Annotated in this window: 22 protein-coding genes; 14 read left to right on the top strand and 8 right to left on the bottom strand. The window is 62.5% G+C overall.

From position 1 onward, the window contains the following. Positions 1 to 129: 129 nt before the first annotated feature. The 5 genes from KG722_RS00565 to KG722_RS00585 all read left to right on the top strand — a co-directional run bounded on the left by KG722_RS00565 (position 130) and on the right by KG722_RS00585 (position 5,459). Positions 130 to 858, top strand: coding sequence for a pseudouridine synthase (locus tag KG722_RS00565; protein ID WP_366909837.1), 729 nt, complete (start codon positions 130 to 132; stop codon positions 856 to 858). 31 nt (positions 859 to 889) lie between these two features. Then, on the top strand, positions 890 to 2,227 hold the full coding sequence (locus KG722_RS00570; protein ID WP_213268456.1) for a cytochrome P450: 1,338 nt from the start codon (positions 890 to 892) through the stop codon (positions 2,225 to 2,227). Between the two features lie 68 nt (positions 2,228 to 2,295). Further along, positions 2,296 to 3,627 (top strand): cytochrome P450, encoded by a 1,332-nt coding sequence (locus KG722_RS00575; RefSeq protein WP_213268457.1) that lies wholly within the window; start codon positions 2,296 to 2,298, stop codon positions 3,625 to 3,627. Next, positions 3,624 to 4,367: an enoyl-CoA hydratase/isomerase family protein gene (locus KG722_RS00580; protein ID WP_213268458.1), complete on the top strand. Its 744-nt coding sequence runs from the start codon at positions 3,624 to 3,626 to the stop codon at positions 4,365 to 4,367. The genes KG722_RS00575 and KG722_RS00580 overlap by 4 nt, the downstream gene beginning before the upstream one ends. A gap of 21 nt (positions 4,368 to 4,388) precedes the next feature. Then, positions 4,389 to 5,459 (top strand): DUF2855 family protein, encoded by a 1,071-nt coding sequence (locus KG722_RS00585; protein ID WP_213268459.1) that lies wholly within the window; start codon positions 4,389 to 4,391, stop codon positions 5,457 to 5,459. A 4-nt stretch (positions 5,460 to 5,463) separates the two neighbouring features. Here KG722_RS00585 and KG722_RS00590 read toward each other — a convergent pair whose 3' ends face one another. The 6 genes from KG722_RS00590 to KG722_RS00615 form a co-directional block, all read right to left on the bottom strand. Next, positions 5,464 to 6,309, bottom strand: coding sequence for an OmpA family protein (locus KG722_RS00590; protein WP_213268460.1), 846 nt, complete (start codon positions 6,307 to 6,309; stop codon positions 5,464 to 5,466). 112 nt (positions 6,310 to 6,421) lie between these two features. Next, complete coding sequence (locus KG722_RS00595) at positions 6,422 to 7,699, bottom strand: amidohydrolase family protein (RefSeq protein ID WP_213268461.1); 1,278 nt, start codon at positions 7,697 to 7,699, stop codon at positions 6,422 to 6,424. Between the two features lie 59 nt (positions 7,700 to 7,758). Beyond that, positions 7,759 to 8,118, bottom strand: a complete 360-nt coding sequence (locus KG722_RS00600; RefSeq protein ID WP_213268462.1) for an MmcQ/YjbR family DNA-binding protein — start codon at positions 8,116 to 8,118, stop codon at positions 7,759 to 7,761. Further along, positions 8,115 to 9,023, bottom strand: coding sequence for a hypothetical protein (locus KG722_RS00605; RefSeq protein WP_213268463.1), 909 nt, complete (start codon positions 9,021 to 9,023; stop codon positions 8,115 to 8,117). Before KG722_RS00605 ends, KG722_RS00600 begins: the two co-directional genes overlap by 4 nt. A gap of 47 nt (positions 9,024 to 9,070) precedes the next feature. Next, a complete protein-coding gene (locus KG722_RS00610) occupies positions 9,071 to 10,318 on the bottom strand; it encodes an MFS transporter (protein WP_366909839.1) in 1,248 nt (415 codons plus the stop codon). Beyond that, positions 10,315 to 11,403 carry a phosphotransferase family protein gene (locus KG722_RS00615; protein ID WP_213268464.1) on the bottom strand — a complete coding sequence of 363 codons (1,089 nt, stop codon included), beginning with the start codon at positions 11,401 to 11,403 and terminating at the stop codon, positions 10,315 to 10,317. The genes KG722_RS00610 and KG722_RS00615 overlap by 4 nt, the downstream gene beginning before the upstream one ends. Positions 11,404 to 11,508: 105 nt before the next feature. Here KG722_RS00615 and KG722_RS00620 point away from each other — a divergent pair, with 105 nt between their 5' ends. The 3 genes from KG722_RS00620 (at position 11,509) to KG722_RS00630 (ending at position 13,918) form a co-directional block, all read left to right on the top strand. Further along, positions 11,509 to 12,108, top strand: coding sequence for a murein L,D-transpeptidase catalytic domain-containing protein (locus tag KG722_RS00620; RefSeq protein ID WP_213268465.1), 600 nt, complete (start codon positions 11,509 to 11,511; stop codon positions 12,106 to 12,108). A 52-nt stretch (positions 12,109 to 12,160) separates the two neighbouring features. Next, positions 12,161 to 12,409: a DUF3297 family protein gene (locus tag KG722_RS00625; protein WP_213268466.1), complete on the top strand. Its 249-nt coding sequence runs from the start codon at positions 12,161 to 12,163 to the stop codon at positions 12,407 to 12,409. A gap of 96 nt (positions 12,410 to 12,505) precedes the next feature. Beyond that, entirely contained in the window at positions 12,506 to 13,918 is a 1,413-nt protein-coding gene (locus KG722_RS00630) for a tetratricopeptide repeat protein (protein WP_213268467.1), read from the top strand. On the opposite strand, the gene KG722_RS00635 is transcribed toward KG722_RS00630, so the two are convergent. Next, positions 13,915 to 14,577, bottom strand: a complete 663-nt coding sequence (locus KG722_RS00635) for a TetR/AcrR family transcriptional regulator (protein ID WP_213268468.1) — start codon at positions 14,575 to 14,577, stop codon at positions 13,915 to 13,917. The genes KG722_RS00630 and KG722_RS00635 overlap by 4 nt on opposite strands. 174 nt (positions 14,578 to 14,751) lie before the next feature. Between KG722_RS00635 and KG722_RS00640 the strand changes: the two genes are divergently transcribed. From KG722_RS00640 to KG722_RS00650, 3 genes are read left to right on the top strand one after another with little or no spacing between them, the layout of a single operon-like run. Next, the gene (locus tag KG722_RS00640) at positions 14,752 to 15,288 is read left to right on the top strand and encodes a cupin domain-containing protein (protein WP_213268469.1); all 537 of its coding nucleotides are present in this window, start codon (positions 14,752 to 14,754) and stop codon (positions 15,286 to 15,288) included. A gap of 14 nt (positions 15,289 to 15,302) precedes the next feature. Further along, positions 15,303 to 16,091, top strand: coding sequence for an SDR family oxidoreductase (locus tag KG722_RS00645; protein ID WP_213268470.1), 789 nt, complete (start codon positions 15,303 to 15,305; stop codon positions 16,089 to 16,091). 28 nt (positions 16,092 to 16,119) lie between these two features. Then, entirely contained in the window at positions 16,120 to 17,181 is a 1,062-nt protein-coding gene (locus KG722_RS00650; RefSeq protein WP_213268471.1) for a zinc-binding dehydrogenase, read from the top strand. Here KG722_RS00650 and purD read toward each other — a convergent pair. Then, on the bottom strand, positions 17,178 to 18,470 hold the full coding sequence (gene purD / locus KG722_RS00655) for a phosphoribosylamine--glycine ligase (RefSeq protein WP_213268472.1): 1,293 nt from the start codon (positions 18,468 to 18,470) through the stop codon (positions 17,178 to 17,180). The two genes, KG722_RS00650 and purD, sit on opposite strands and share 4 nt — an antisense overlap. A gap of 42 nt (positions 18,471 to 18,512) precedes the next feature. On the opposite strand from purD, the gene xseA reads away from it, so the two are divergent. From xseA to KG722_RS00670, 3 genes are all read left to right on the top strand, one after another. Then, positions 18,513 to 19,910, top strand: coding sequence for an exodeoxyribonuclease VII large subunit (gene xseA / locus KG722_RS00660; protein ID WP_213268473.1), 1,398 nt, complete (start codon positions 18,513 to 18,515; stop codon positions 19,908 to 19,910). Positions 19,911 to 19,925: 15 nt separating this feature from the next. After that, positions 19,926 to 20,543: an FMN-binding negative transcriptional regulator gene (locus KG722_RS00665; RefSeq protein WP_213268474.1), complete on the top strand. Its 618-nt coding sequence runs from the start codon at positions 19,926 to 19,928 to the stop codon at positions 20,541 to 20,543. Positions 20,544 to 21,017: 474 nt separating this feature from the next. Continuing rightward, entirely contained in the window at positions 21,018 to 22,430 is a 1,413-nt protein-coding gene (locus KG722_RS00670) for an FAD-binding oxidoreductase (protein WP_213268475.1), read from the top strand. Positions 22,431 to 22,463 lie beyond the last annotated feature (33 nt).

Raw genomic sequence — 22,463 nt, forward strand, 5'->3', positions numbered from 1 at the left:
GTCACCCCAACCCCGAAAACCTGCCGCTGTCCCTGCCGACTGGAGCGAGGGCGAACGGATCGCCAAATACCTCGCCCGGGCTGGCGTGGCGTCACGCCGGAGGTCGAACGCCTCATCGAGGCGGGCGAAGTGACCGTAAATGGCCAGAAACTGTCGTCTCCCGCGTTCAAGGTGACGGGCAAGGAACTGATCAAGGTTGGCCGGAAGACGATCCAGGCGCCCGACGCCAGCCGTCTCTGGCGCTATCACAAACCCTCTGGACTCATCACAACGACCAATGATCCCGCGGGCCGGCGGACGATCTTTGACGAGCTTCCAAAATCCCTCCCCCGTACCGTGACCGTCGGACGGCTCGACCTGACAACCGAGGGCCTGCTGCTGCTGACCAATGACGGAGAGCTTGCGCGTTTCCTGGAGCTGCCGAAATCTGCTCTGGAGCGCACCTACCGTGTGCGCGCCAAGGGCACGGTCACCCAGCTCAAGATCGATGAACTGGCGAGCGGCATCACGGTCGAGGGCGTCAAATATCAGCCGATCAGGGCTGTCTTTGATCGCGAGATGGGCGCCAACTCCTGGCTGACGGTCACTCTGACCGAAGGCAAGAACCGGGAAGTACGCAAAGCCCTGGAATCGGTCGGCCTGACCGTGAACCGGCTGATCCGGATCAGCTACGGCCCCTTCCTGCTGGCAGACCTGAAACCCGGGCAGGTCGATGAAGTTCCGCCCGACCTGCTGGAGACTGCCCTGGCCCAACTGGGGCACACGGTAGATTCTGCGCCGTCCAAGCCCGCCCCTGCCGCTAAGTCACGCCTTGGCAGGCGAGGCCCTTCCGCTAGAGTAAAGGGGAAGCGGTCCTAGTCGCCGCAAATCCGCTCTGGAGGAAAATCCGATGTCCAATACCGATGTGCTGGCGGTTCCGCCGGACACAAAGAAAGATCCTGCGCGCCGCATGAGCGAAGCGGCGGCGGCAACCTGCGAGCAGATCGTGACGCCAGCGGTCTATGCGGATCAGCCGGTTCTGGACGCGGCCTTCAAGCGCCTGCGGGCGCAAGACCCGCTCGCCTGGTGTGAGCCGAAGGATTTCCGTCCTTTCTGGGCGGTCACCAAGCATGCCGACATCATGGAAATCTCGCGCCAGAACCAGTTGTTCACGAACGGCCAGCGCGAGATGCTGTCCTATCACGAGGCCGAGAAGGGCGTGTACGCCAAGTTCGGCCAGCCCCACCTCCTCAAGACGCTCGTTCAGCTGGACGATCCGCTGCACTTCAAACTGCGCCACCTGACCCAGGAATGGTTCATGCCGCAGAACGTGAAAAAGCGCGACGACGCCATCCGCAGCATCGCCAAACACTATGTCGACCGGATGGAAGACCTGGGGGGTGAATGCGACTTCCAGCGCGACGTTGCGCTTTACTATCCGCTGCGCGTGATCATGCAGATCCTGGGTGTTCCGGAGTCGGACGAGCCGATGATGCTCAAGCTGACACAGGAGATTTTCGGCGCGCAGGACGAAGACCTGATGCGCGACAAATCCCTCGCCGAAGAGCGCGATGTCGAGAAGGGGCTTGCCTCCATTCAGGCGACGCTTGCCGAGTTCTTCATGTATTTCACCTCGATCACGGCAGACCGCCGCGCAAACCCGAAAGATGATGTTTCCACGGTCATCGCCAACGGAATGGTCGACGGCGAACCGATCGGCCAGCTCGAAGCGATGAGCTACTACATCATCACGGCAGCCGCGGGCCACGACACGACCAGTGCCTCGACCGGTGGCGGCGTGCTGGCCATGCTGCAGAGCCCGCCGGAACTGAAGAAGATGATGGATGACCCAAAAGGCATGTCGCGCACCGCGGTGGACGAGGCCATCCGCTGGACGACGCCGGTCAAGCATTTCATGCGCACCGCGCAGGAAGACTACACCCTCCGTGGCAAGAATATCCTCAAGGGTGAAAGCCTGCTGCTCTGCTACCCGTCCGGGAACCGCGACGAAGAAGTCTTCGACGACCCGTTCAGCTTCAAGGCTGACCGCTCGCCCAACAAGCTGATCTCGTTCGGCTATGGCGGGCACATGTGCCTCGGCATGCACCTCGCACGCCTCGAGATGCAGGCGATCTATGAGGAGCTCTTCAGCCGCGTGAAATCCATCGAACTTGCCGGCGAGCCGAGCTTTATCAAGGCCAACTTTGTCGGCGGCCCGAAATCCATCCCGGTGCGGTACAAGTTCTGATGCCTGGGGGCGCTCCCGGGCGCCCCGCCCTGCCCCGCCTTTCCGAACAGAGACCGAGAGCCACGCCCATGACCTTCACAAATGTCACTGAAACCTATCAGGTCGAGAGCCCTCCCAAAGAGCCCAAATTCGGCAAGGCCTATGCTCTCAGTCCGCCCCAGGATCTTACCCAGCCGACTGTCTTCTCCGACCATGGCGGGTACACACACGAAGCCTTCGCCACCATGCGTGGCAAGGCGCCGGTCATGTGGCACCCTGAACAATACGGCGCAGGGTTCTGGGCGATCACCTCCTACGATCTCGTCAAGAAGGTGGAACTCGCGCCCGAGACGTTTTCGTCCCAGAAGGGCGGCATCCTGATGAATTACGGTATGGAGGGCACGCCCCGCCATCCGCTGCTGCATTCATCTTCTCTCAACTCGCTGATCAATCTCGACCGGCCGTATCATACGCCTCTCCGCATGGAGCATATGGCCTATTTCCGGGCAGACTTCGTTGCTGAATTGAGGAAGCGGGTGGACGTGGAAGTCAACCGCCTCCTCGACACGATGGAAGCGCAAGGTCCGGTCATCGACATGGTGGAGATGTTCTCCGCCGAACTTCCTCTCTTCACGCTCTGCGAAATCCTTGGCGTTCCGCCGGCAGACCGCCCGAAACTGGTCCACTGGATGCACTTCCTGGAGACTTCGCAGTACCAGGCTCAGCAGGAAGGCCTCGGCAACGTCTCGCCCGAGCAGATCATGACGTTCATGACCGAAATCCAGGCGATGTTTGAATATGGCCGCTACCTGCTGGAAGAGCGCCGGAAAAATCCGCAGCCCGATCTTCTCTCGGCAATTGCCAATGTCCAGATCGATGGCAAGCCGCTGTCGCCCGAATTCCTTGATGGCTCGTGGTTGCTGATCGTTTTTGCCGGCAATGACACGACCCGCAACTCCCTCTCCGGCACGATGCGCCTCCTGACGGAATATCCGGAGCTGCGCGAGCAGCTGAAAGAAAAGCCTGAGCGCTTCCCCAACTTCGTCAACGAAGCCATCCGCATGGTAACGCCTGTAACCTATATGCGCCGCACCGCCACGCAGGACACAGAGCTTGGCGACCAGAAGATCGCTGAAGGCGAGAAGATCGTCATGTATTATGCAGCCGCCAACCGCGACCCGGCAAAGTTTGAAAATCCTGACCGGTTCGATATCGACCGCGCCAACGCCAGGGAGCACCTTGCCTTCGGCCATGGACCACACGTTTGCCTTGGCCAGCGCGTTGCCAACATGCAGCTGGAGTCAGCTTACCGGCATATTCTCTCGCGCTTTCCGAATGTCCGCTGGACCGGTGAACAGACGATTGCACCCAACAACTTCGTACACGCCATTTCTTCCCTCATGGTGGACCTTGGCAAATGACCACTGTCCTGCGCGAAGACCGGGACGGCCTTGCCGTCCTGACGCTTAACCGGCCCGACAAGCTGAACGCCCTCACCGTCGGCATGTTTGCAGAGCTGCGCGCGCATGTGACGGCGCTCTACAAGGACGACACCATCGGCTGCGTCGTTCTGCGCGGCGCAGGCAAGTGCTTCTCGGCAGGCCACGATCTTGCCGATATTGCCGAAGGCGAGAAAGTGCCCTCGCGCGGCTGGCATTCTGAAACCTTGCGCATGATGGAGCGCCTGCCCAAGCCGGTGATCGCAGCTGTGCACGGGCATTGCTATACCGGGGCGCTGGAAGTGGCGCTGGCGGCAGATTTCATCATTGCCGCCGAAAGCGCAAAGTTTGGCGATACGCATGCAAAATGGGCGCTCACTCCGATCTGGGGCATGAGCCAGCGCCTGCCCCGGCGCGTCGGCATTGCCACGGCAAAGCGCCTGATGTTTACGGCCGAAATGATCAGGGCGGATGAAGCCTTCCGGATCGGTCTTGCAGAAAAGGTTGTTCCGGACGCTGATTTCGATGCCGAGATCGACAAGCTCGCCCGGCAGATCCTCGCCAACTCGCCCTTCAGCCATGCCGCCAACAAGCGCCTGCTGGAAGCAACTGACGCGCGGGATATGGACAGCGGCCTGCAATGGGAAATACTTAACAATGAGGGCGTAGGCCCTGACATGCAGGCTCGCATCGGCGCATTCATGGGGAAAGGCCGAAGCTGAGCTCCAAAAAGGGGACTGAACTTGGCTGACTTTCTGATCCGGCGCGGCAATCTGCGCGACACTTCCTGGACCCATACACCGCTGCCTGCGCTGGCAGAGGGGAAGGCGCGGCTGAAGGTCGATGCCTTCGCGCTGACGGCCAACAATGTCACCTATGCCAGCTTTGGCGAGGCGATGGGCTACTGGAACTTTTTCCCAGCCGCTGACCCGGCCTTTGGCCGCGTGCCGGTCTGGGGCTTTGCCACCGTCACCGAGTCAAAGGCCGATGGTGTGGCGCCCGGCGCGCGCGTCTATGGCTACCTGCCGATCTCGGATGAATTTGACATTCAGCCCGTGCGCGTCAGCCAGACCAGCTGCATGGACGGCGCCGCGCACCGCCAGGGCCTCGCCCCGATCTACAATACCTACATCTTCAACGCCGCTGACCCGTCTTACAATCCTGCCTTTGAAGCTCAGCAGATGCTGTTCCGTCCGCTGTTCACCACGGGCTGGATGATCGACGACTGCCTTATGGAAGCGGGCACGGACATTCCCGAAACGGTGGTGATTTCCTCTGCCTCATCCAAGACAGCGCTGGCACTTGCCCATTGCCTGAAGCAACGCGGCGCTGTGGAGGCCATCGGTCTGACCTCGCCAGCAAACAAGGCCTATGTCGAAGCCTCCGGCCTCTATGCCCGGACGGTCACCTATGACGAGGTTGACCGGCTGCATGCGCGTGGCCTGACTGCCTATGTGGATTTTGTCGGGCGCCCTGCCCTGACGGCCGACATTCATCATGCGCTCAAGGACAGGTTGGTGCGCAGCCTGGTTATCGGCGTCACCGACTGGGAGGGCAACCGCGCGCCGGTAGAGGCACCCGGGCCGCAACCGGAATTCTTCTTTGTTCCGACCTATGCCGCCGCGCGGGCAAAAGCTCTTGGGGCTGATGAGCTGAATGCGCGCACGTCAAAGGCGCTTGCCGGGTTCTATGCCGCTTCGGAAAAATACCTGACCCCCAGCCATCTGCAGGGCCAAAGCGCGATTGAGACGGCCTGGCAGGATACTCTGGCCGCCAGGGTTGCCCCGTCAACTGGCCTGATCCTCAGCCTCTGAACTGTCAGCGCGGCGTCACCTTGATCTCGGTACGGCGGTTGCGGGCATGGGCCTCTGCCGTCGAGCCGCTGTCAATGGGCTGTGTCTCGCCATAACCGACAGCTTTGATCGTATCCTCCGCAAGGCCCTTGCCAACAAGATAGTTGCGCAGGGCATCGGCGCGCTCCTGGGAAATCCGAAGGTTGTAGCCGTCCGCGCCGCGCGTATCCGAATGGACACCAATCTCAATCTCGAAGGCACGGCACAGCATGGAAATGCCGCCCAGCGCGTCGACCAGCGGTAAACTGACAGGAGAGATTTCTCCCCGGATATTTCCGAACTGGATCGTGCGCCCGCTGAGCGTGGCATCAAAAGCCGCCTTGCAGCTCTCCGCTGTGGTCAGTTGACCGGCCAATGATGCGAGCGGAACACCGAGCCCCTGCTCGCCGCCTTCCACGGAAATCCCGTCGACAATGATAAGGCCCGCAACGCCCGCGCGGGGGTGGCCTTCGATGGCCGCAAGACCGGCAGAAAGACCATAAGCCTTTGCATCTGCGTCAGGCGCGGTGCCGGTGATAATGGCAACCTGATCGCGGATCGTTACGCCGAGCCATTCGATGCCTGCAGCTTTCAGCCCGGTGTCGATTTCCTGCGCCCACAAGGCCGGATTGCTCGCGGCAAGCTCCGGCGGCGTCGTGCTGACCATGAGACGCCCGTCGCGCATTTCATACATGCCGTCCGCAATCGGCACACATTCGTCGCCATTTACCATAGGCAGCGCTGGCGCCGTTTGCGGCTGAGACGGCGCCTCACCACAGGCGGCCAATGCCAGAATGGCGCTTGCCGGAAGCAAAAGGGAGCGGATAGCCATGACTTTCCTCATACTGGCAACACCCGAGAGCCAGGCTTTGCCGACTTGAACTCAACAAGCAGCGCAGCCGCCGCTGTCAAAACGGCGCCTGCCCTGCCCCCGCCCCTGCAATTTACCTGCCGGACTTGTAGACCTCACCGCCCTTCATGACAAAGGCCACCTTTTCCAGTGCCCGGATGTCCTTCAGCGGGTCGGTGGTGACGGCTATGATGTCGGCGTATTTGCCTGTTTCCAGCGTGCCGATGTCATCAGACATCTCCAGATGCTCTGCGGCAACAACTGTCGCTGAGCGGATCGCCTCTTCTGGCGTGAAACCGGCTTCGACCATCAGGGCAAACTCCTGGGCGTTGTCGCCATGGCGGGAGACGCCGGTGTCGGTTCCAAAGGCAACATTGACGCCGCCTTCATGAGCCCTGCGCAGCATTTCGATCATCAGGGGCCCCACTTCAGCCGCCTTGGCGCGCGAGGCCGCCGGCAACCAGGGCTCGTTCGTCCAGCCGGTAACGGTAGCGCCCGCAAGCACCGTCGGCACCAGCGTTGCGCCATTGTCCCTGAACAGGGCGATCGAACCTGCATCGAGATAGGTGCCGTGTTCAATCGAATCGACGCCGGCACGCAGGGCGGCGTCGACACCGCTCTTGCCGTGGGCATGCGCCGTCACCTTGCGGCCCATGGAGTGGGCTGCGTCGACAATGGCGACCAGCTCTTCATCCGTGAACTGCTGTTCGAGGCCGGCCGCTGTGTTGGAAAGGACCCCGCCGGTGGCTGTGATCTTGATGAGGTCAGCCCCCTCCTTGATCTGCTGGCGCACCGCGCGACGGCAATCATCTGCGCCATTGCAGATGTTCGCGCCGGTGAAAGCCGCCATCACGCGCGCCGAGTAGCCGTTGATGTCGCCATGCCCGCCGGTGACAGCGACGCTCGCGCCGGACGCGCGGAGCCGGGGCCCGGCGACTGCGCCGCGGGCGATGGCATCGCGAAGTCCGAAAATGGAATCGTTGGGCGCGCCCACATCCTGGACGGTCGTGAACCCGGCTTTCAGCGTGACCAGCGCAAACGCTGCGCCGTCAAACGCGGTGTCCACATCGGAATTCTCAAACTCCTTGATGCGGCCGTCAGGGCCGTTTTCGCCGGTGATGTGAACATGGCTGTCGATGAGCCCTGGCAGCAGGTAAGCATCGCGCAGGTTGATGACCGTGTAGTCCCTGGGCTTGGAATAGCCTGCCGTGATGGAGACGATGCGTCCGTCCTCCACCAGAATAGTCTGGCGTGTCAGATAGCCCTCGCCGGGTTTTGCCAGAACATACCCTGCATGGATGACGGCGTCCTCAGCGGCAGAAGACGCCGCAAACATGAGCGCGCCGAGCGCAGCAGCTATTATTTTTTTCAAAGGTATTTTCTCCCCTTACATCTGTGCACCGTAGCGTTTCCCGCCACACTTTCAACGCCTCAGGCGAGCGATCCGCCGTCAAACGGGGGAAGCGCGGCCTGCAGCTTCTTGGTCAGTTTCAAGCGGACAATCGCATAGGCCTGCGTGATCCGCTGGCGCAGCTCTTCCTCCGGCAGGTCATCGGGGCCAACCTCCACCCATTTTGCCCGCGCCAGATAGGGCGCCGGCCGGCCGGTGCCGGTCTCCACCAGGACATGAAAGGCCTCATCGCTGCATTTGAAAGAGATGCGGCGGCAGGCATTGTCGGTGGCCGCAAACATCTTGCCGGCGACCTTGTAGATCTGATCGTCGCCCCATTGCACCATGCACTCTGCCCCGGGCAAGGACAGGCAATGCTTCCGCAACCGGGCGGGCGTCATGCCAGCCGTTCCTTCGGATAAGCCGGGTAGCTCGCCTTCATCACGCCGTGATTGAGCAGCATCTCGGCGACCTGCTTCTGGCCGGAGGCATCAAAGATCCGGGTGCGTATCCAGTAATTCTCCGCGCGGCGGGATTCAGACAGCGCTACCACTTCGCGGCGCAGCACATATTCCTCACCCACAAACAGCGGTCCTGCGATCATCCGGATCTCGAGATCAGCAAACAGGCCAATGCTTGGATGCTTCACGGGGAAGCGTGCGCCATGGCTGGAATAGTTTGCCAGCACACTGACCATCTCCAGCGGCACAACCGCTCTGCCCCAGGGCGAAGCGGACGCCTCTGAATACATCGGATTGTTCTCGGTGATGACCTTGAGCTTCTCGGCCAGTGAAAAGGGATAGAGATCACCCATGTTCTGGTCCGGTCCCATCCGGACGCGCTCCTGGGAGGCGCCCTGCATGCCGACCTTCATGTCCGCAAGGATCACCAGGTCATTGGCTGGCCGCAGGGTTTTCATGCGGCCTTCCAGCAGCGTCTCGCCATGATCGGGTCCCAGCGTCGCGCTTGCCTCCAGCACGGGCGTGCCGTCCTCCTTGAAAGCGCGCGCCTGGGTGCGCGTGGCGCCCGGCGCTGGCCGGTCGATCTCGGCGCGCACTTTCTCGCCGTCAAACACCATGTTGAGGAAGTGGCAGGAAAAACACCCTTGCTCGAACCAGACATTTCCCCAGACCCCGGCAAGCAGCGGCACGAATTGCTGGAAATGCGTCGGGCCTTCTATGGGGCCGGCCTTGATGCCCAGCCGCGCGGCCTCGGCATCATCGTGAAGCGATTTGTGGCCGCCATATTTCTGCTCGGTCAGCATGTTGACGGGGCTTCTCAGGGGGCCTTTGAGAATATCGGACATGATTGCTCCTGTGCTTTTACCGACAGTGCCACTTTCAGAGTTCTCCGTCACGCCTTTGCGCGCCCGCTTTCCGCGCCAAACAGGCGCAGTGCGAGATAGCTGAGCGCGACGAGGATCGCCGAGAGGATCAGTGCCAGCATGGCCGTACCGTTCCAGCCTGCATGGTCATAGACAAAGGTAGCGCCCCAACTGGCGATGCCGCCGCCGATGAACATCAGGCCGATATAAGCCGTCATCAGCCGCGTGCGCACGTCCGGCGGCAGGCCGAGAAACGTCATCCGTCCCGTCACGTCGATGAGCGGGCCAACCACATTCATGAGCGTCAGCGGAATGATCAGCAGCCAGAGGCTATGCCCGAACACGCCGAGCAGGCACACGCCGGAAAACTGGATCAGCGAGATGATGAAGCGCGCTTTCCTCGCCCCGATCCGGTCAGCCCAGGCGCCGAGCGGGGCCGTGGTCACGAGGTTTAAGAGGGCAAGGGCCGCCAGATAGCCCACCGTGTCGGTGCCGTATCCCATCTGGGGCGATGTCAGGTGCAGGCCGAGGGTCAGCCAGACCGACAGGAAGATGCCAAAGCCGACGCCCTGGATGGTTCCCGACAAAAGCACTTCAGGATACCGCCGCACAATGGGAATGACCGACAGGACCAGACCAAGATAACTGCCCGCCTTTTCGCTGTCGCTGCGTTCGGACTTCTCCCGCCCATCCATGATCCGTGGAAGGAGCAGGGTGATCGCCAGCATCACGCCTGCAGCAATGTAGTAAACGGTGCGCCAGCCGAGATGTTCCCCGATCCAGCCTGCCCCGACCCGCGCCAGAAGGATGCCGGCAATCACGCCGGTCGTCAGCGTGGCGGTCACCTGCCCCAGCCGCTGCGGCTCTACCCGTTTGGACGCATAGGCCGGCAGGAGGTAAGGCGTAATGGTCGAAAACCCTAGAAAGGTCGATCCGGCCACGAACAGCCAGAAACTGGTGGCAAACGCCATTATCACCAGCCCGAGGAACTGTCCGGCGGCAAAGACGGTGGCCAGCTGCCGGTTGCTGAACCGGTCTCCGAGCGGCAGTAAAAAGAAGATGCCGAGCGCGAGCGCAATCTGGTTCAGCGCCGGCACAAGCCCGATGCCGGAGGCGGAGACCCCGAAATCCTTGGCGACCAGCGCGATGATCGGATGGATGTAATAGGCGTTTGCTGTGACCACTGCGCTTGCCAGCGCCAGGAGCAACAGGTCGCGCCGGGTCAGCAGCCGCCGGGCGTTTTCAGGGCGCGGCGGACTGGAAGGCTCTGCGCTCACCCCGGCATGCCGGCGCGGCGGGCATACTCATAGGCAAACCTTGCCAGCGGCACCACGCGGGCAGCATTGGACTCGGCGTTCGCGCTATTGGCCGTGCCATCGCGCACGCGCCCGATGATCCCCTGCAGGATGCCGGCCAGGCGGAAGGCGTTGTAGGAAAAGTAATAGTCGAGCTCGGGCAGGCCCTTGCGGCCGGTATGCTGACAATAGAGGCCTACATATTCTTCCATCGACGGAATGCCCCAGGCCTTGAGGTCCGGGATCGCCATGATCGATCCGCGTGCGGAGTCTCCTGGCGGCATCACCCAGTTCATGAGGTGGTAGGAGAAGTCCGCAATCGGATCACCCAGTGTCGAGAGCTCCCAGTCAAGCACGGCAATGACTTTGGACTCGGTGGGATGGAGGACCATGTTGTCGAGGCGATAATCGCCATGCACAATCGTCGTGGTCTCGCCTGGCGGGATATTTTTCGGCAGCCATTCGATAAGCTGCTCCATCTCCGGAATATGCATCGTCTCGGAGGCTTTATACTGCTTCGTCCAGCGGTGGATCTGGCGGGCGATATAGTCGCCCTCCTTGCCAAAGCCTTCCAGCCCCGCCTTGCGCCAGTCGACATTGTGCAGGTCTGCAAAGGTCTTGACCTTCGCCTCGTAGATCGCGCGGCGTTCTGCCGGTGTGGAGTCGGGCAGTGTGCCATCCCAGAGGATCCGGCCCTCCACCATATCCATCACATAGAAGATGGTGCCCGCCACGTCCTCATCCATGCAAAGCCCATATGGGCGCGCAACCGGATAGCCGAGGGGGTAGAGCGCGTTGATGATCCGGAATTCACGGTCAACCGCATGGGCGCTGGGCAAGAGGGTGCCTGGCGGCTTGCGGCGCATCACGTATTTCTTCTGTGGCGTGATCAGCTGATAGGTCGGGTTGGACTGGCCGCCCTTGAACTGGCGCACCACCAGCGGGCCTTCATAGCCTTCGACATTTTCCTGCATCCAGGCGGCGAGCTTGGCTTCGTCAAAACGATGCGACTCGGCCACTTCCTTGGTGCCGGAATACAGGTCCTGTGCGGTATCGCCCTCTGCCATTTTGGTCTCTCTCAATTCTGCCGGATTTTGTGCCGATACCATACAAGCCCATACCGTCCCGCCAAGACCTGCCGCCGCGTCGCGTCGCCTTTTCAGGATATCAGGATGAGAATTGTTTGCCGTTTCAGCGCCTTGATCTTCCTGATCTTTTCCTGCGCCGAGTTGACCGCTCAGGCGAAAATGCCCGATCCGGACGGACGTATCCGGGCAGAAATCCTGGACCGAGCCCTCGCCGCAATGGAAACGCACGCCCCGAAGGACGCAGACACCGGAAAACTGGTCGTGGTCGATTACAGTCTCCACTCCAGCAGGGAGCGCCTGTTCGTCATCCATCTGGAAACCGGCTCGGTCTCCGCCTATCGCGCGGCCCATGGCATGGGCACCGACAGGGACCATGATGGCTATCTCGACAGCTTCTCCAGCCTCCCCGGTTCACAGGCAAGCAGCGAGGGCACATTCCGTTTTTCCGAAGAATACACCGGCAGGCATGGCCAGTCCTTCCGTCTGGACGGGCTGGAGGAAACCAATGCCACCGCCCGCGAACGCGCCATCGTGATCCACGCAGCCAGTTACGCCGAGCCCGCCTTTCTTTCCCGGCATGGCAAGCTTGGGCGGTCGAATGGCTGCATTGTCTTCTCGAAGGACGACCTTGCCCGTTTCAGGGGAGAAGTGCCCGAAGGCACGCTGATCTTTGTTGGCAAATGACGCCGCCTATTTTGCTTGATCAGGGCCACCAGAGGCGGCTAAACCGCGCTCCATGACCGATACACCTCCCGACCGCCTGTCCATCTACCCCGATAGCCCGTTCTACGACTATGACGTGCTCGCGCGCGGCATTGGCGTGAGGTTTCGCGGCGAAGAGAAAACCACTGTCGAGGAGTATTGCATCTCCGAAGGCTGGATAAAGGTCTCGGCCGGCAAGGCTGTCGACCGTAAGGGGCGCCCGCTTCAGCTCACTCTGAAAGGCCCGGTCGAGGTCTGGTTCAAGGAAGACCCGGCGGCCTGAGCCAGGCGCCTTCCATACCCTGTTTCCGGGGGATGACAGGGCGCTTCAGGTATCAGACACTAAACGGCGACAGTCAAACCTGACAGGGAGCCGCTGATGTTCTTTGCCCGCCTGATTTTCAGTCTCCTGGCGTTTAGTCTTCTTGTGGTTACAGCGCTTGCGGAGACGCCCTCCCAGGCACAGTTTGAACGCGGCATGGAGCTTGGCAAGGCGGGCGACATTGACGCGGCCTTACCGCTTATCAGGAGCGCCGCCGAAGCTGGCCTGGCCGAAGCCCAGTACACGCTGGGCACGATGTATACCCACGGGCAAGGCGTGGCGCAGTCAAAAACCATCGCGCGCGAATGGTATCACAAGGCCGCCGTCCAGGACCACCCAGGCGCGATCTACAATATCGGCCTGCATTATGATCGGGGCCTAGAGATCGAGCAGAACCTTGCAACCGCGCTGGGCTATTATGAGCGGGCAAGTGCCCTCGGACATGGGGAGGCGGCCTATAATGCCGGGCATATTCTCTTCATGGGGGATGGCGTCGACAAAGACATGGCCAGAGGGCTGACCTTCTTTGAGGTCGCCGCCAAAGCCGGTCTCGGCGGCGCCAGCCTGGCGCTTGGCTGGGCGTATGAATTCGGTCTTGGGACGGATCAGAATTACAGGCTCGCCAATATGAACTACACCCTCGCCGAACTGAACGGCAAACCCTTCGCCAGCCTCTTCAAGGCCGACCTTCACGTAAAAATGAACGAGGAAGCCATCGCCCTGCAACAGGCGGGACGCTTTGCTGACGCGCTCGCCCTCTTCGATGCAGCGTGCGACGACGCATCGGGCTTTGGATGTTACAATGCCGGTGTCATCCGGCTCGAAGGGCGTCATGGTTTCGCCAGGGATATTCCCCGCGCCTTAAGCCAGCTGCGTGATGCCTGCATCTTCGAAACGGCTTATGGCTGCCGTGGCCATGCGGCCGCTGTTCTTTACGCGCCTGGCACCCTGCACAAAAGCGATGTGGAGATGGCCGCCAAACTCATCACGCAGGAATGCGAGGGGGGAGATCAGGGCCAGTGCCTGAACCTGGCCTACATGAAATACTATACCCGGTTTGGCATGCCCGACGCTGACGGCGCGATCAGCCTGCTCGCCAAAGCGTGCTACAATCATGGTTACAAGCCCGCCTGCAAACCGCATCAGGATCTCTACAACACCCAACTCGCGTTGAGCCCGGCCCCCGTCGCGCCGCGCCAGAGAGGCGCCTTCGAACAATCGCTGCATAACGGGCTCGATGCTCTTGCGGGCGGCCTGAAGGTCTGGGGGCAGGCCGCAGCGGCCTCATCGGGAAGCAGCTACGCTTATGGAAACTATGGCGCGGCCAGTTCGAGTTCGACCACTTATAATCAGATGGACACCTACCAGGCCTGGCAGGACAAGCAGGACTTCAACAACTACCTCAGCAGGATGAGTTCCTACGGCTCAGCCTATGCGGCCGGATGCCGTCCGGGAAATCCCTATTGCTAGCTGCCTGACGCCGCTGGCCCCAGCATCTCTTCGCAATGCACCACATGCTGGGCGCGCACCTGCTCCAGGGCGCGGTGGATCATCGCGCGGCCCTTGTCATACATCAGCTCCAGCGTGATCCCCCGCAGGGTCAGGATCAGGACGCGCGCATGCACCGTGCACGCCTCGACATCCTTTACGCCCGCCGCGGTCGCCGTGGCGCGGGTGTCCTGATCGATTTCCGCTTCGATCCGCATCGCAATCGGCCGCAGCGCCTCGCCGAGTGCTGCGTCCCAGCGCGACGCCAGCAATGCTTCGGTGACGGCGGCGCCCTCGGGAATTTTCTGGGTCTCCCAGAAGAGGTCGCACATCGCCCGGTAGCGCGCCTGGGCATCGGGCAGGGCCCGCATCCGCTCGCGCGTATGGGCCATCATGATTTCCATCGCCGCCTCAACCGCGCCGGCGATCAGGGCAGTGCGTGTGGGAAACTGGTGAAGTACCGACCCCCGGCTGACACTGGCGCGTTCCATCACAGCCTCGATAGAGGTTGCCGCATAGCCCTTCTCGCAAAGGCATTCGATGGCCGACTGGATCAGCTGGCGGCGCGTTTCTTCGCCGCGCCGCGTAGTCCGGCGCCGGGCGCCAGCTTCCTGGCCAGAGAGGTCTGTTCGCGTCTGCATAACTGACAAAATCAGGCCCCCACAAAGCCGGTTGGTCAACACCGGAGCCCAAATAGTCAACATTGACTATTTAGAGCAGAATGATACGCGTAGACGAAACAGCTGCTCCGCCGGGCGCAGCACCAGAGGCTCCCGAGAGCCCGAACATAGATCACCGGCCAGGAGGAAACAACAATGACGACAGCTGCCGCAAGGGAACCGTCCGCGTCGACCGGATCAGGCTTTGAAATCTTCAGATTTACGTCCGCGCCCACCCTCGAGGAGACCGGCCATATGGAAGTGGCAGACCTCGACGAGGACATGCAGGCCGGCATCGGCGGGGCGCTTGAAGCTGGCTTTGCCGAGGGCAACGTCGTCAAGACACTATTCTCCCGCCCCGGCTTCAGTCTCACCTATGCCTGGTTCAAGAGCGGCTTCCCGCTCCCTCTGCATACGCACAACGCCGATTGTCTTTACTACATCGTAGCCGGCACGCTTCAGCTTGGCACCGAAACGCTCGGGGCTGGTGACGGCTTCTTCATCGGCGCCGGCAAGGCCTATCGCTACACACCCGGCCCGGAGGGCGTAGAAGTACTCGAATTCCGCGGCGAGGAAAACTTCGACATCAGGTTCATGGCGAAAACCCTGCCCGCCTGGGCAAAGATCACCGATGTGATCAAGGAGCGCCGCCCGGCCTGGGCCACCGAAACGCCGCCCAGCGCCGCGCGCTGAAGCGAGGCTTGCCCATGACCCGCAAGAGATTTGAAAACAAGGTCGCCGTCATCACCGGCGCCGCCTCCGGTATCGGCGCGGCCACCGCCCGTCTCCTTGCTCGCGAAGGCGCGCATGTCGTACTCGCAGACCTCAACGACAATGGCGGGAAATCCATTGCTGCAGACCTTGGCCCGACAGCCATGGCGGTGAAATGCGATGTTTCCAGCGCCGCCGATGTCGAAGCTCTCATCAAAGCGGCTGTGGAGCGGCATGGCCGCATCGACATCCTCTTCAACAATGCCGGCATCGGCAGCTTCGGCACCAGCGTTGAAGTTCAGCCTGCAGAATGGGAACGCGTCATCGCGATTGACCTGCACAGCGTCTATTACGCCTGCCACTTTGCAATCCCTCACATGCCGCGCGGCAGCGCCATCGTGAATACGGCGTCCATTTCCGGTCTTGGCGGAGACTATCGCTTCGCTGCCTATAACGCCGCCAAGGGCGCTGTGGTGAACTACACCCGCGCCCTCTGCGTGGACCATGCCCGGGACGGCATCCGCGTCAACGCGCTGTGCCCCGGCCTCGTCGAAACGCCAATCACGGCAGGCGTCCAGCAACTGCCCGGCCTGCGGGAGGAGTGGCTACAGCGCATCCCGATGGAGCGCGCCGCCCAGCCCGAAGAGATGGCGAGCGTCGTGGCCTTCCTGGCTTCGGAAGACGCCTCCTATGTAACCGGCACGATCATGGTCGCCGATGGCGGACGCACTGCCCATACCGGTCAGCCCGAAGTCGCCCGGTTCGCGCTTCCCCCGGAAAACTGAAGCCTTCGAATAAATCAGGATAAAGATCATGCGCGCCGCTGTTCTTCAGGGCAAAACCCTCACTGTCCGCCAGATGCCGGACCCGTCGCCGCTGGCAGGCCAGCTCCTTGTCCGCCCCCTGTTCACCGGCATCTGCGGCAGCGACCTCAGCGCGCGCAAGCAGATGGCAGCACTGGCTGACACATTGGCAGACGAGGCGCAGGACCAGATGCCGGCGATTATTCCCGGGCATGAATTCTCAGCCGAGATTGTCGGCATTGCGCCGGGCACGGACACGCGCCTGAGAACGGGCGACATCATTACGGGCCTTCCTTTCACGCATACCCATGAAGGTCCCCAGACCATCGGCCTGTCACCGGGCCATGGCGGCGGGCTCGCAGAGCTATCCTGCATTGATGCCTCTCGCAGCTTTCGCATCCCGGAGGGTGTGCCGCATGATCTGGCTGCCCTGACAGAACCTCTCGCGGTTGGTCTGCATGCAGCCAATCTCGCAAGCCGCAACCGCGCGCCCAATGTCGTCATCGGCTGCGGCCCGGTAGGCCTCGCGGTGGTCCTCGCGCTCAGTCTGCAAGGCCGGGGGCCGATCCTGGCAGCGGATTTTTCGGCAGAAAGACGCCGCACCGCCGGGCTTATGGGCGCCGACATCGTGATTGATCCGGGCAAGGGCTCGGCCTTCAGCCATTGGGGCGATCTCGGCCTGAAGACCTATCCGATGTCGCCGCTGCTGGAGCGGGATTTCCGCGGCTTGCCGCCGGGGGCAAACATCTTCGAATGCACCGGCGCGCAGGGCATGATCGACCAGGTCATCAAGGGCGCCCCGCCGCATAGCCATATCATCGTTGCCGGTGTCTGCCCGCATGAGGAAAAGTTGACGCCGCTGGAGGGTATCCTCCGGGAACTGACGCTCGAGTTCAGTTTTGCCTACCGGCCGGAAGAATTCGCCGCCGCCCTCGCCGTCATCGAGGCTGAGCCTGCAAAAGCCGCCCGCCTCATCACCAGCCGCCAACCTCTGGCGAACACCGAAGCGGCCTTCGACAGCCTTGCCAAGCGCCCCAGTGAAATCAAGATCCTGATCGATCCGAACGTTTAGGCCTTGAGCGCCCGCCAGCCAATGTCGCGGCGGCAGAAGCCGCCCGGCCATGTGATTGCGTCAACACCCGCATAGGCGCGGTCAACGGCTTCGCGTAAAGTCGCGCCGCTGGCGGTGACGTTCAGGACGCGCCCGCCTTTGGCGACGAGCTTTCCGCCTTCGGCAATGTCTGTGCCCGCATGGAAAACTGTGACGCCGTCAAGGACCTGCGCCGCCCCGAGGCTTTCAATGACCGTGCCTTTTTCATAGCTGCCGGGATAGCCGTTTGCGGCGAGCACCACGGTGGCGGTTGGCTGGAAGTCTTCCAGTTCCAGCAGCGCCTCAAAGGCTGCTTCGCTGCCCTTCAGGCCGCCGGTTGCCGCCACGAGGATCGCCGGAACGATGTCGCCCCTCAGGCCCTTCATCAGCACCTGGCATTCAGGGTCTCCGAAACGGGCGTTGAACTCGACGACCTTGGGCCCTTCAGGCGTTACCATGACGCCGATATAGAGCACGCCCTGATACGGCATCCCGTCTTTGGCCATGCCCTTGAGCATAGGGCCGGCGATCTGGCTTTTGACCCTCGCCATGATCTCTTCACTGACGACCGGGGCGGGGGCATAGGCGCCCATCCCGCCGGTGTTTGGGCCAGTGTCGCCATCGCCCACGCGCTTGTGGTCCTGCGCGGCGGGCAGGAAGATCGCGCCTTCGCCATCGGTGATGACGAATATGCTGGCTTCCTCGCCGTGCATGAATTCCTCGATCACGAGGGTGGCCGACGCATCGCCGAACTTGCCTGACAGCATCTGGTCGATTTCGGCCTCAGCCTCTTCCAGCGTCTCGGCGATCACAACCCCTTTGCCGGCGGCGAGGCCATCGGCCTTGAGCACGTAAGGCGCGCGCATCTTGCGCAGGAAAGCCTTGGCCGGGGCTGTTTGGGTGAACTCGCCATAGGCGGCGGTCGGCACGCCGTATCTTGTCATCCGCCCTTTGGAGAAAGCCTTGGAGGCTTCCAGCTGCGCGGCCGCCTTGGAGGGGCCGAAGACATCAAAGCCGCGGGCGCGCAGGATGTCGGAGAGGCCAAGGGCGAGGGGCGCTTCCGGGCCGATCACGACCAGGTCGGGCTCGATCTGGAGGGCGAGCTTTATCAGGCCGTCGATGTCATCTACCGCAACATCGAAGCAGGGGCCGACCGCGTCCATGCCGGGATTGCCGGGCGCGCAATGCACCACGTCCACCAGCGGTGACTGGGCCATTTTCCAGGCCAGGGCGTGTTCACGGCCGCCCGATCCGATCAGGAGTATGTTCATGGGGCGGCTTGATGCGCTGAGCAGGGCGTGGGATCAAGCCCCATGCCTGACTCGCCCACGACAAATCAGCCTGAACTGACCGTTTCGGAACTCGCCGCGAGCCTGAAGCGGACGATCGAGACCAGTTACGACCAGGTGACCGTGCGCGGGGAACTCGGCCGGGTCACCATTGCCAAGTCCGGGCACATGTATGCTGACCTCAAAGACGACAAGGCGGTGCTCAACACCATCATGTGGCGCGGGCAGGTCGACCGGCTGACCTTCCGGCCCGAGGAAGGCCTTGAGGTGGTCGCCACCGGGCGCCTCTCCACCTATGAAGGCCGCTCGGCCTATCAGATGATCGCCAGCACGATGCGGCCGGCAGGCGCTGGCGCGCTGATGCAGCTGCTGGAGGAGCGCAAGAAGAAGCTTGCGGCGGAAGGCCTGTTCGACCAGGCCCACAAGAAGCCGATCCCCTATATGCCGCGCACCATCGGGGTGATCACCTCGCCGACGGGCGCCGTGATCCGGGATATCCTCCACCGTATCCGCGAGCGATTCCCTGTGCGCGTCATTGTCTGGCCCGCGCTTGTGCAGGGGGAACAGGCGGCCGCTCAGGTCACCGCCGGTATCCGTGGCTTCAACGCCATGACCGGGGCTGACCGGCCCGATGTTCTGATCGTGGCAAGGGGCGGCGGGTCGATTGAAGACCTCTGGCCGTTCAATGAGGAGGGGGTCGTAAGGGCCGCTTTCGAGAGCGAAATCCCTTTGATTTCAGCGGTTGGGCACGAGACTGATACCACGCTGATCGATTATGTTTCCGACCGCAGGGCGCCAACGCCCACCGGAGCGGCCGAGATTGCCGTGCCGGTGCGCACCGAGCTGATCCTCAGCATTGAGGAGTCTGGCCAGCGCCTGAAACGCGCCCTCACCCGCGCCCTCACCCGGGCCAAGGACAAGCTGGGCTCTGCCCGCCTGCCCCGGCCAGAAAGCCTCTTACAATCAAAGCGCCAGCGGCTGGACTTTGCCTCTGCGAGCCTTCCCCGCGCCGCCCTGGCACTGACCCAGAAGGCGCGCCTGAAGCTCTCGCGCCTGCAGCTTTCCCCGGCCACTCTGAAGGCCGAGATACGCAGCCAGCGCCAGCGCCTGCGCGACACCGCCGTGCGCGCGCGCCCTGCCCTGATGCGGCTGATCGAGCAGCGGCGCAGCGCTCTGGCCTCTGAAGGCAAGCTGCTCGAGACCCTTTCCTACCAGGCCACTTTGAAGCGCGGATACGCCCTCGTCCGGGACACGTCCGGCCAATTGGTGCGCAGTTCCGGCCAGGCTCGGACACTTGCGGCCATTTACGTCACATTCGCGGACGGAGATGTCACCGCCGCGCCTTTTGAAGGCGAGACACCGCCCCCGGCGCCAAAGAAATCCACAAGCTCCCCGAAGGGGGGGCAGGGCACCCTCTTCTGAGCCCCGAGCCGCGGCATGCATCCAGCTCCCCGCTTCCGTGAAACTGACCCGGCCGTCCTGCTGGCGCGGATGGCGGCCCACCCGCTCGCGCTGGTGGCCGTCAATGGCGAGACCGCGCCGCTGGTTGGTCATACGCCGGTGATTGCCCGGCATGACAAGGATGGCGTTCTGCTGCGCTTTCATCTGTCTGCGGCCAATCCGGCGGCGGCGCGGCTCCTGGCCGGGGCATCGGCAGTGATCGTCTTCACCGGGCCGGACGCTTACATTTCGCCGGACTGGTATGGCGATGTGCCCGATCAGGTGCCGACCTGGAATTACCTGTCGGTGGAGGCCGAGGGCCAGGCGCGCGAGACAGGCCGCGACGGGGCGGCAGCATTTCTCGATGACCTCTCGGCCGTGTTCGAAGCCGCCCTTCTGCCAAAGCCGCCCTGGACGCGGGGCAAGATGAAGCCGGCCGCCTTCGAGGCGATGCTGGTCGGTATCCGCGCTTTCGAGATGCGGCCACGAAGACTGGAAGGGATAACGAAGCTCGGCCAGAACAAGACGGCGCAGATGCGGGCGGGCGTGATCGAGGCACTGGAGGGATTGCCAGGGGGCGGGGTGATTGCTGCCGCGATGCGGGGGCTCGCCTAGGTTTCACGCAGCCGTTCTGGCCGGACGTAGCAGGCGCTGGCCGGTTTGATGGGTGAGTTCGGGGGTCAGTTTATAGCCAGGAAGTGTCGGCGTGCGCGGTGAGGGGGCAAGATTGATCATGGGGCGGAGGATACGCCCCCGGGCGGGAGGGGATGGAGAGATTTGCGGGACGAATTTTTTTAGGATGTTGATTGGGATAGGGGTTTGGCTGGCGCAGGGGACTTGGGTTTGTTGGATAAGGCGCAAGGCCCTTAACCTCCCATCGCTTTGCGATGGGTCCCTCCTTGTTCGGGAAATCGCAGTGCGATTTCTGGTCCCCACAAGCCCTCAAGCAAGAGAGGCGTAAAGTGAGTAGGACGCCTCTTACCCTCTGCCATAAATGGAAGATGGGGCGCCCGCGCGCGAAGAGCGTGGGAAGTGAGGGTCTCGTGGATGCGGGATGACAGGGGGGGCGGGAAGCGGCTAGATAGGGTCATGACCCAGACACTGCCCCCCGCCTTTCTCGCCGCCGTCAAAGACCTGCTTGGGCCAAAGGGCTGGAGCCAGGATCCGGAGAAGCTGCTGGAAGCGGCCACGCCCTGGCGGGGGACGTATCAGGGGACAACGCCTCTGATCGTGCGGCCTGCCTCAACTGCCGAGGCCGCGGCGCTGGTGAAGCTCTGCGCGCAGCATGGCGTGGCGATGACGCCGCAAGGGGGCAATACCGGACTGATCGACGGGGGCACGCCGCACGGCGAGGTGTGTGTTTCGATGACGCGGATGAGCGCCCTGCGCGAGACCGATCCGTTCAATAATTCCATGACGATTGAAGCCGGCGCAACGCTGGTTTCCGCGCAGGCGGCCGCCGAGGCAGCCGGGCGGCTGTTTCCCCTCTCGCTCGGCTCGGAAGGGACCGCGACGATTGGCGGCCTCATTTCAACCAATGCCGGGGGGGTGGCCGTGCTGCGCTATGGCATGATGCGCGACCTGATCCTGGGGCTGGAGGTGGTTCTGCCATCCGGCGAGGTGTGGGACGGGCTTTCGGGGCTGCGCAAGAACAATACCGGATATGACCTGAAGCATCTTTTTGCCGGGGCCGAAGGCACGCTGGGCCTGATCACGGCGGCGACGCTGAAGCTCTTCCCGCAGGTCCAGAGCGCGGCGGCGTGGGTTATATGCGCGTCTACGGATGACGTTGTGAAACTGCTGGCGCTGGTGCGCGGGAAGGTCGGGGATTCGGTGACGAGTTTCGAGATCATCCCGGCGAACGCGGTAGAGATGGTAGTGGCTGATATTCCCACTGCCCGGGACCCGATGCCATCGAACGCGCCGTGGCGGGTGCTGATGGAAGTTTCCCAGACGGACGGGGCCTATGCGCGCACATTGCTGGAACGCGCCCTGGAAGCGGCGATGGAGGAAGGCCTTGTGCAGGACGCGGCGATTGCCGAAAGCGAGACCCAGGCGAAATCCTTCTGGCATATCCGCGAGACAATCCCCCTGTCCAAGCGCGCTTATGGCGCGGCGCTGAACCAGGACATTTCCGTTCCCGTGAGCCGGATTCCGGCTTTCATCGAGGCGTGCAATTCCGCTGTGCGCGATGTTCTGCCTACGGCGGATTTTGTGATCTTCGGGCATGTGGGCGACGGGAATTTGCATTATTCCGTGGTCGAAGCGCAGGGGGCGGCAGAGCCGCAGCTCAAAGCTCATGAGGACGCGATCACGCGGGTGATCTTTGACACCGTGATGGGCCATGGCGGATCGATCTCTGCCGAGCATGGCGTGGGGCGGCTGAAGCGGGATGAACTTGCCCGCCTGCGCCCGCCCGCCGCCACCCAAGCGATGCGGGCGATCAAGCGCGCGCTGGACCCGCAGGGGATCATGAACCCGGGGCGGGTTGTGACAGTCTAGCCCCCTGCCCGGCCCGGCGAATCGGCCTCATAT

The organism is Hyphomonas sp. (assembly GCF_018402285.1).
Taxonomy (GTDB): domain Bacteria; phylum Pseudomonadota; class Alphaproteobacteria; order Caulobacterales; family Hyphomonadaceae; genus Hyphomonas.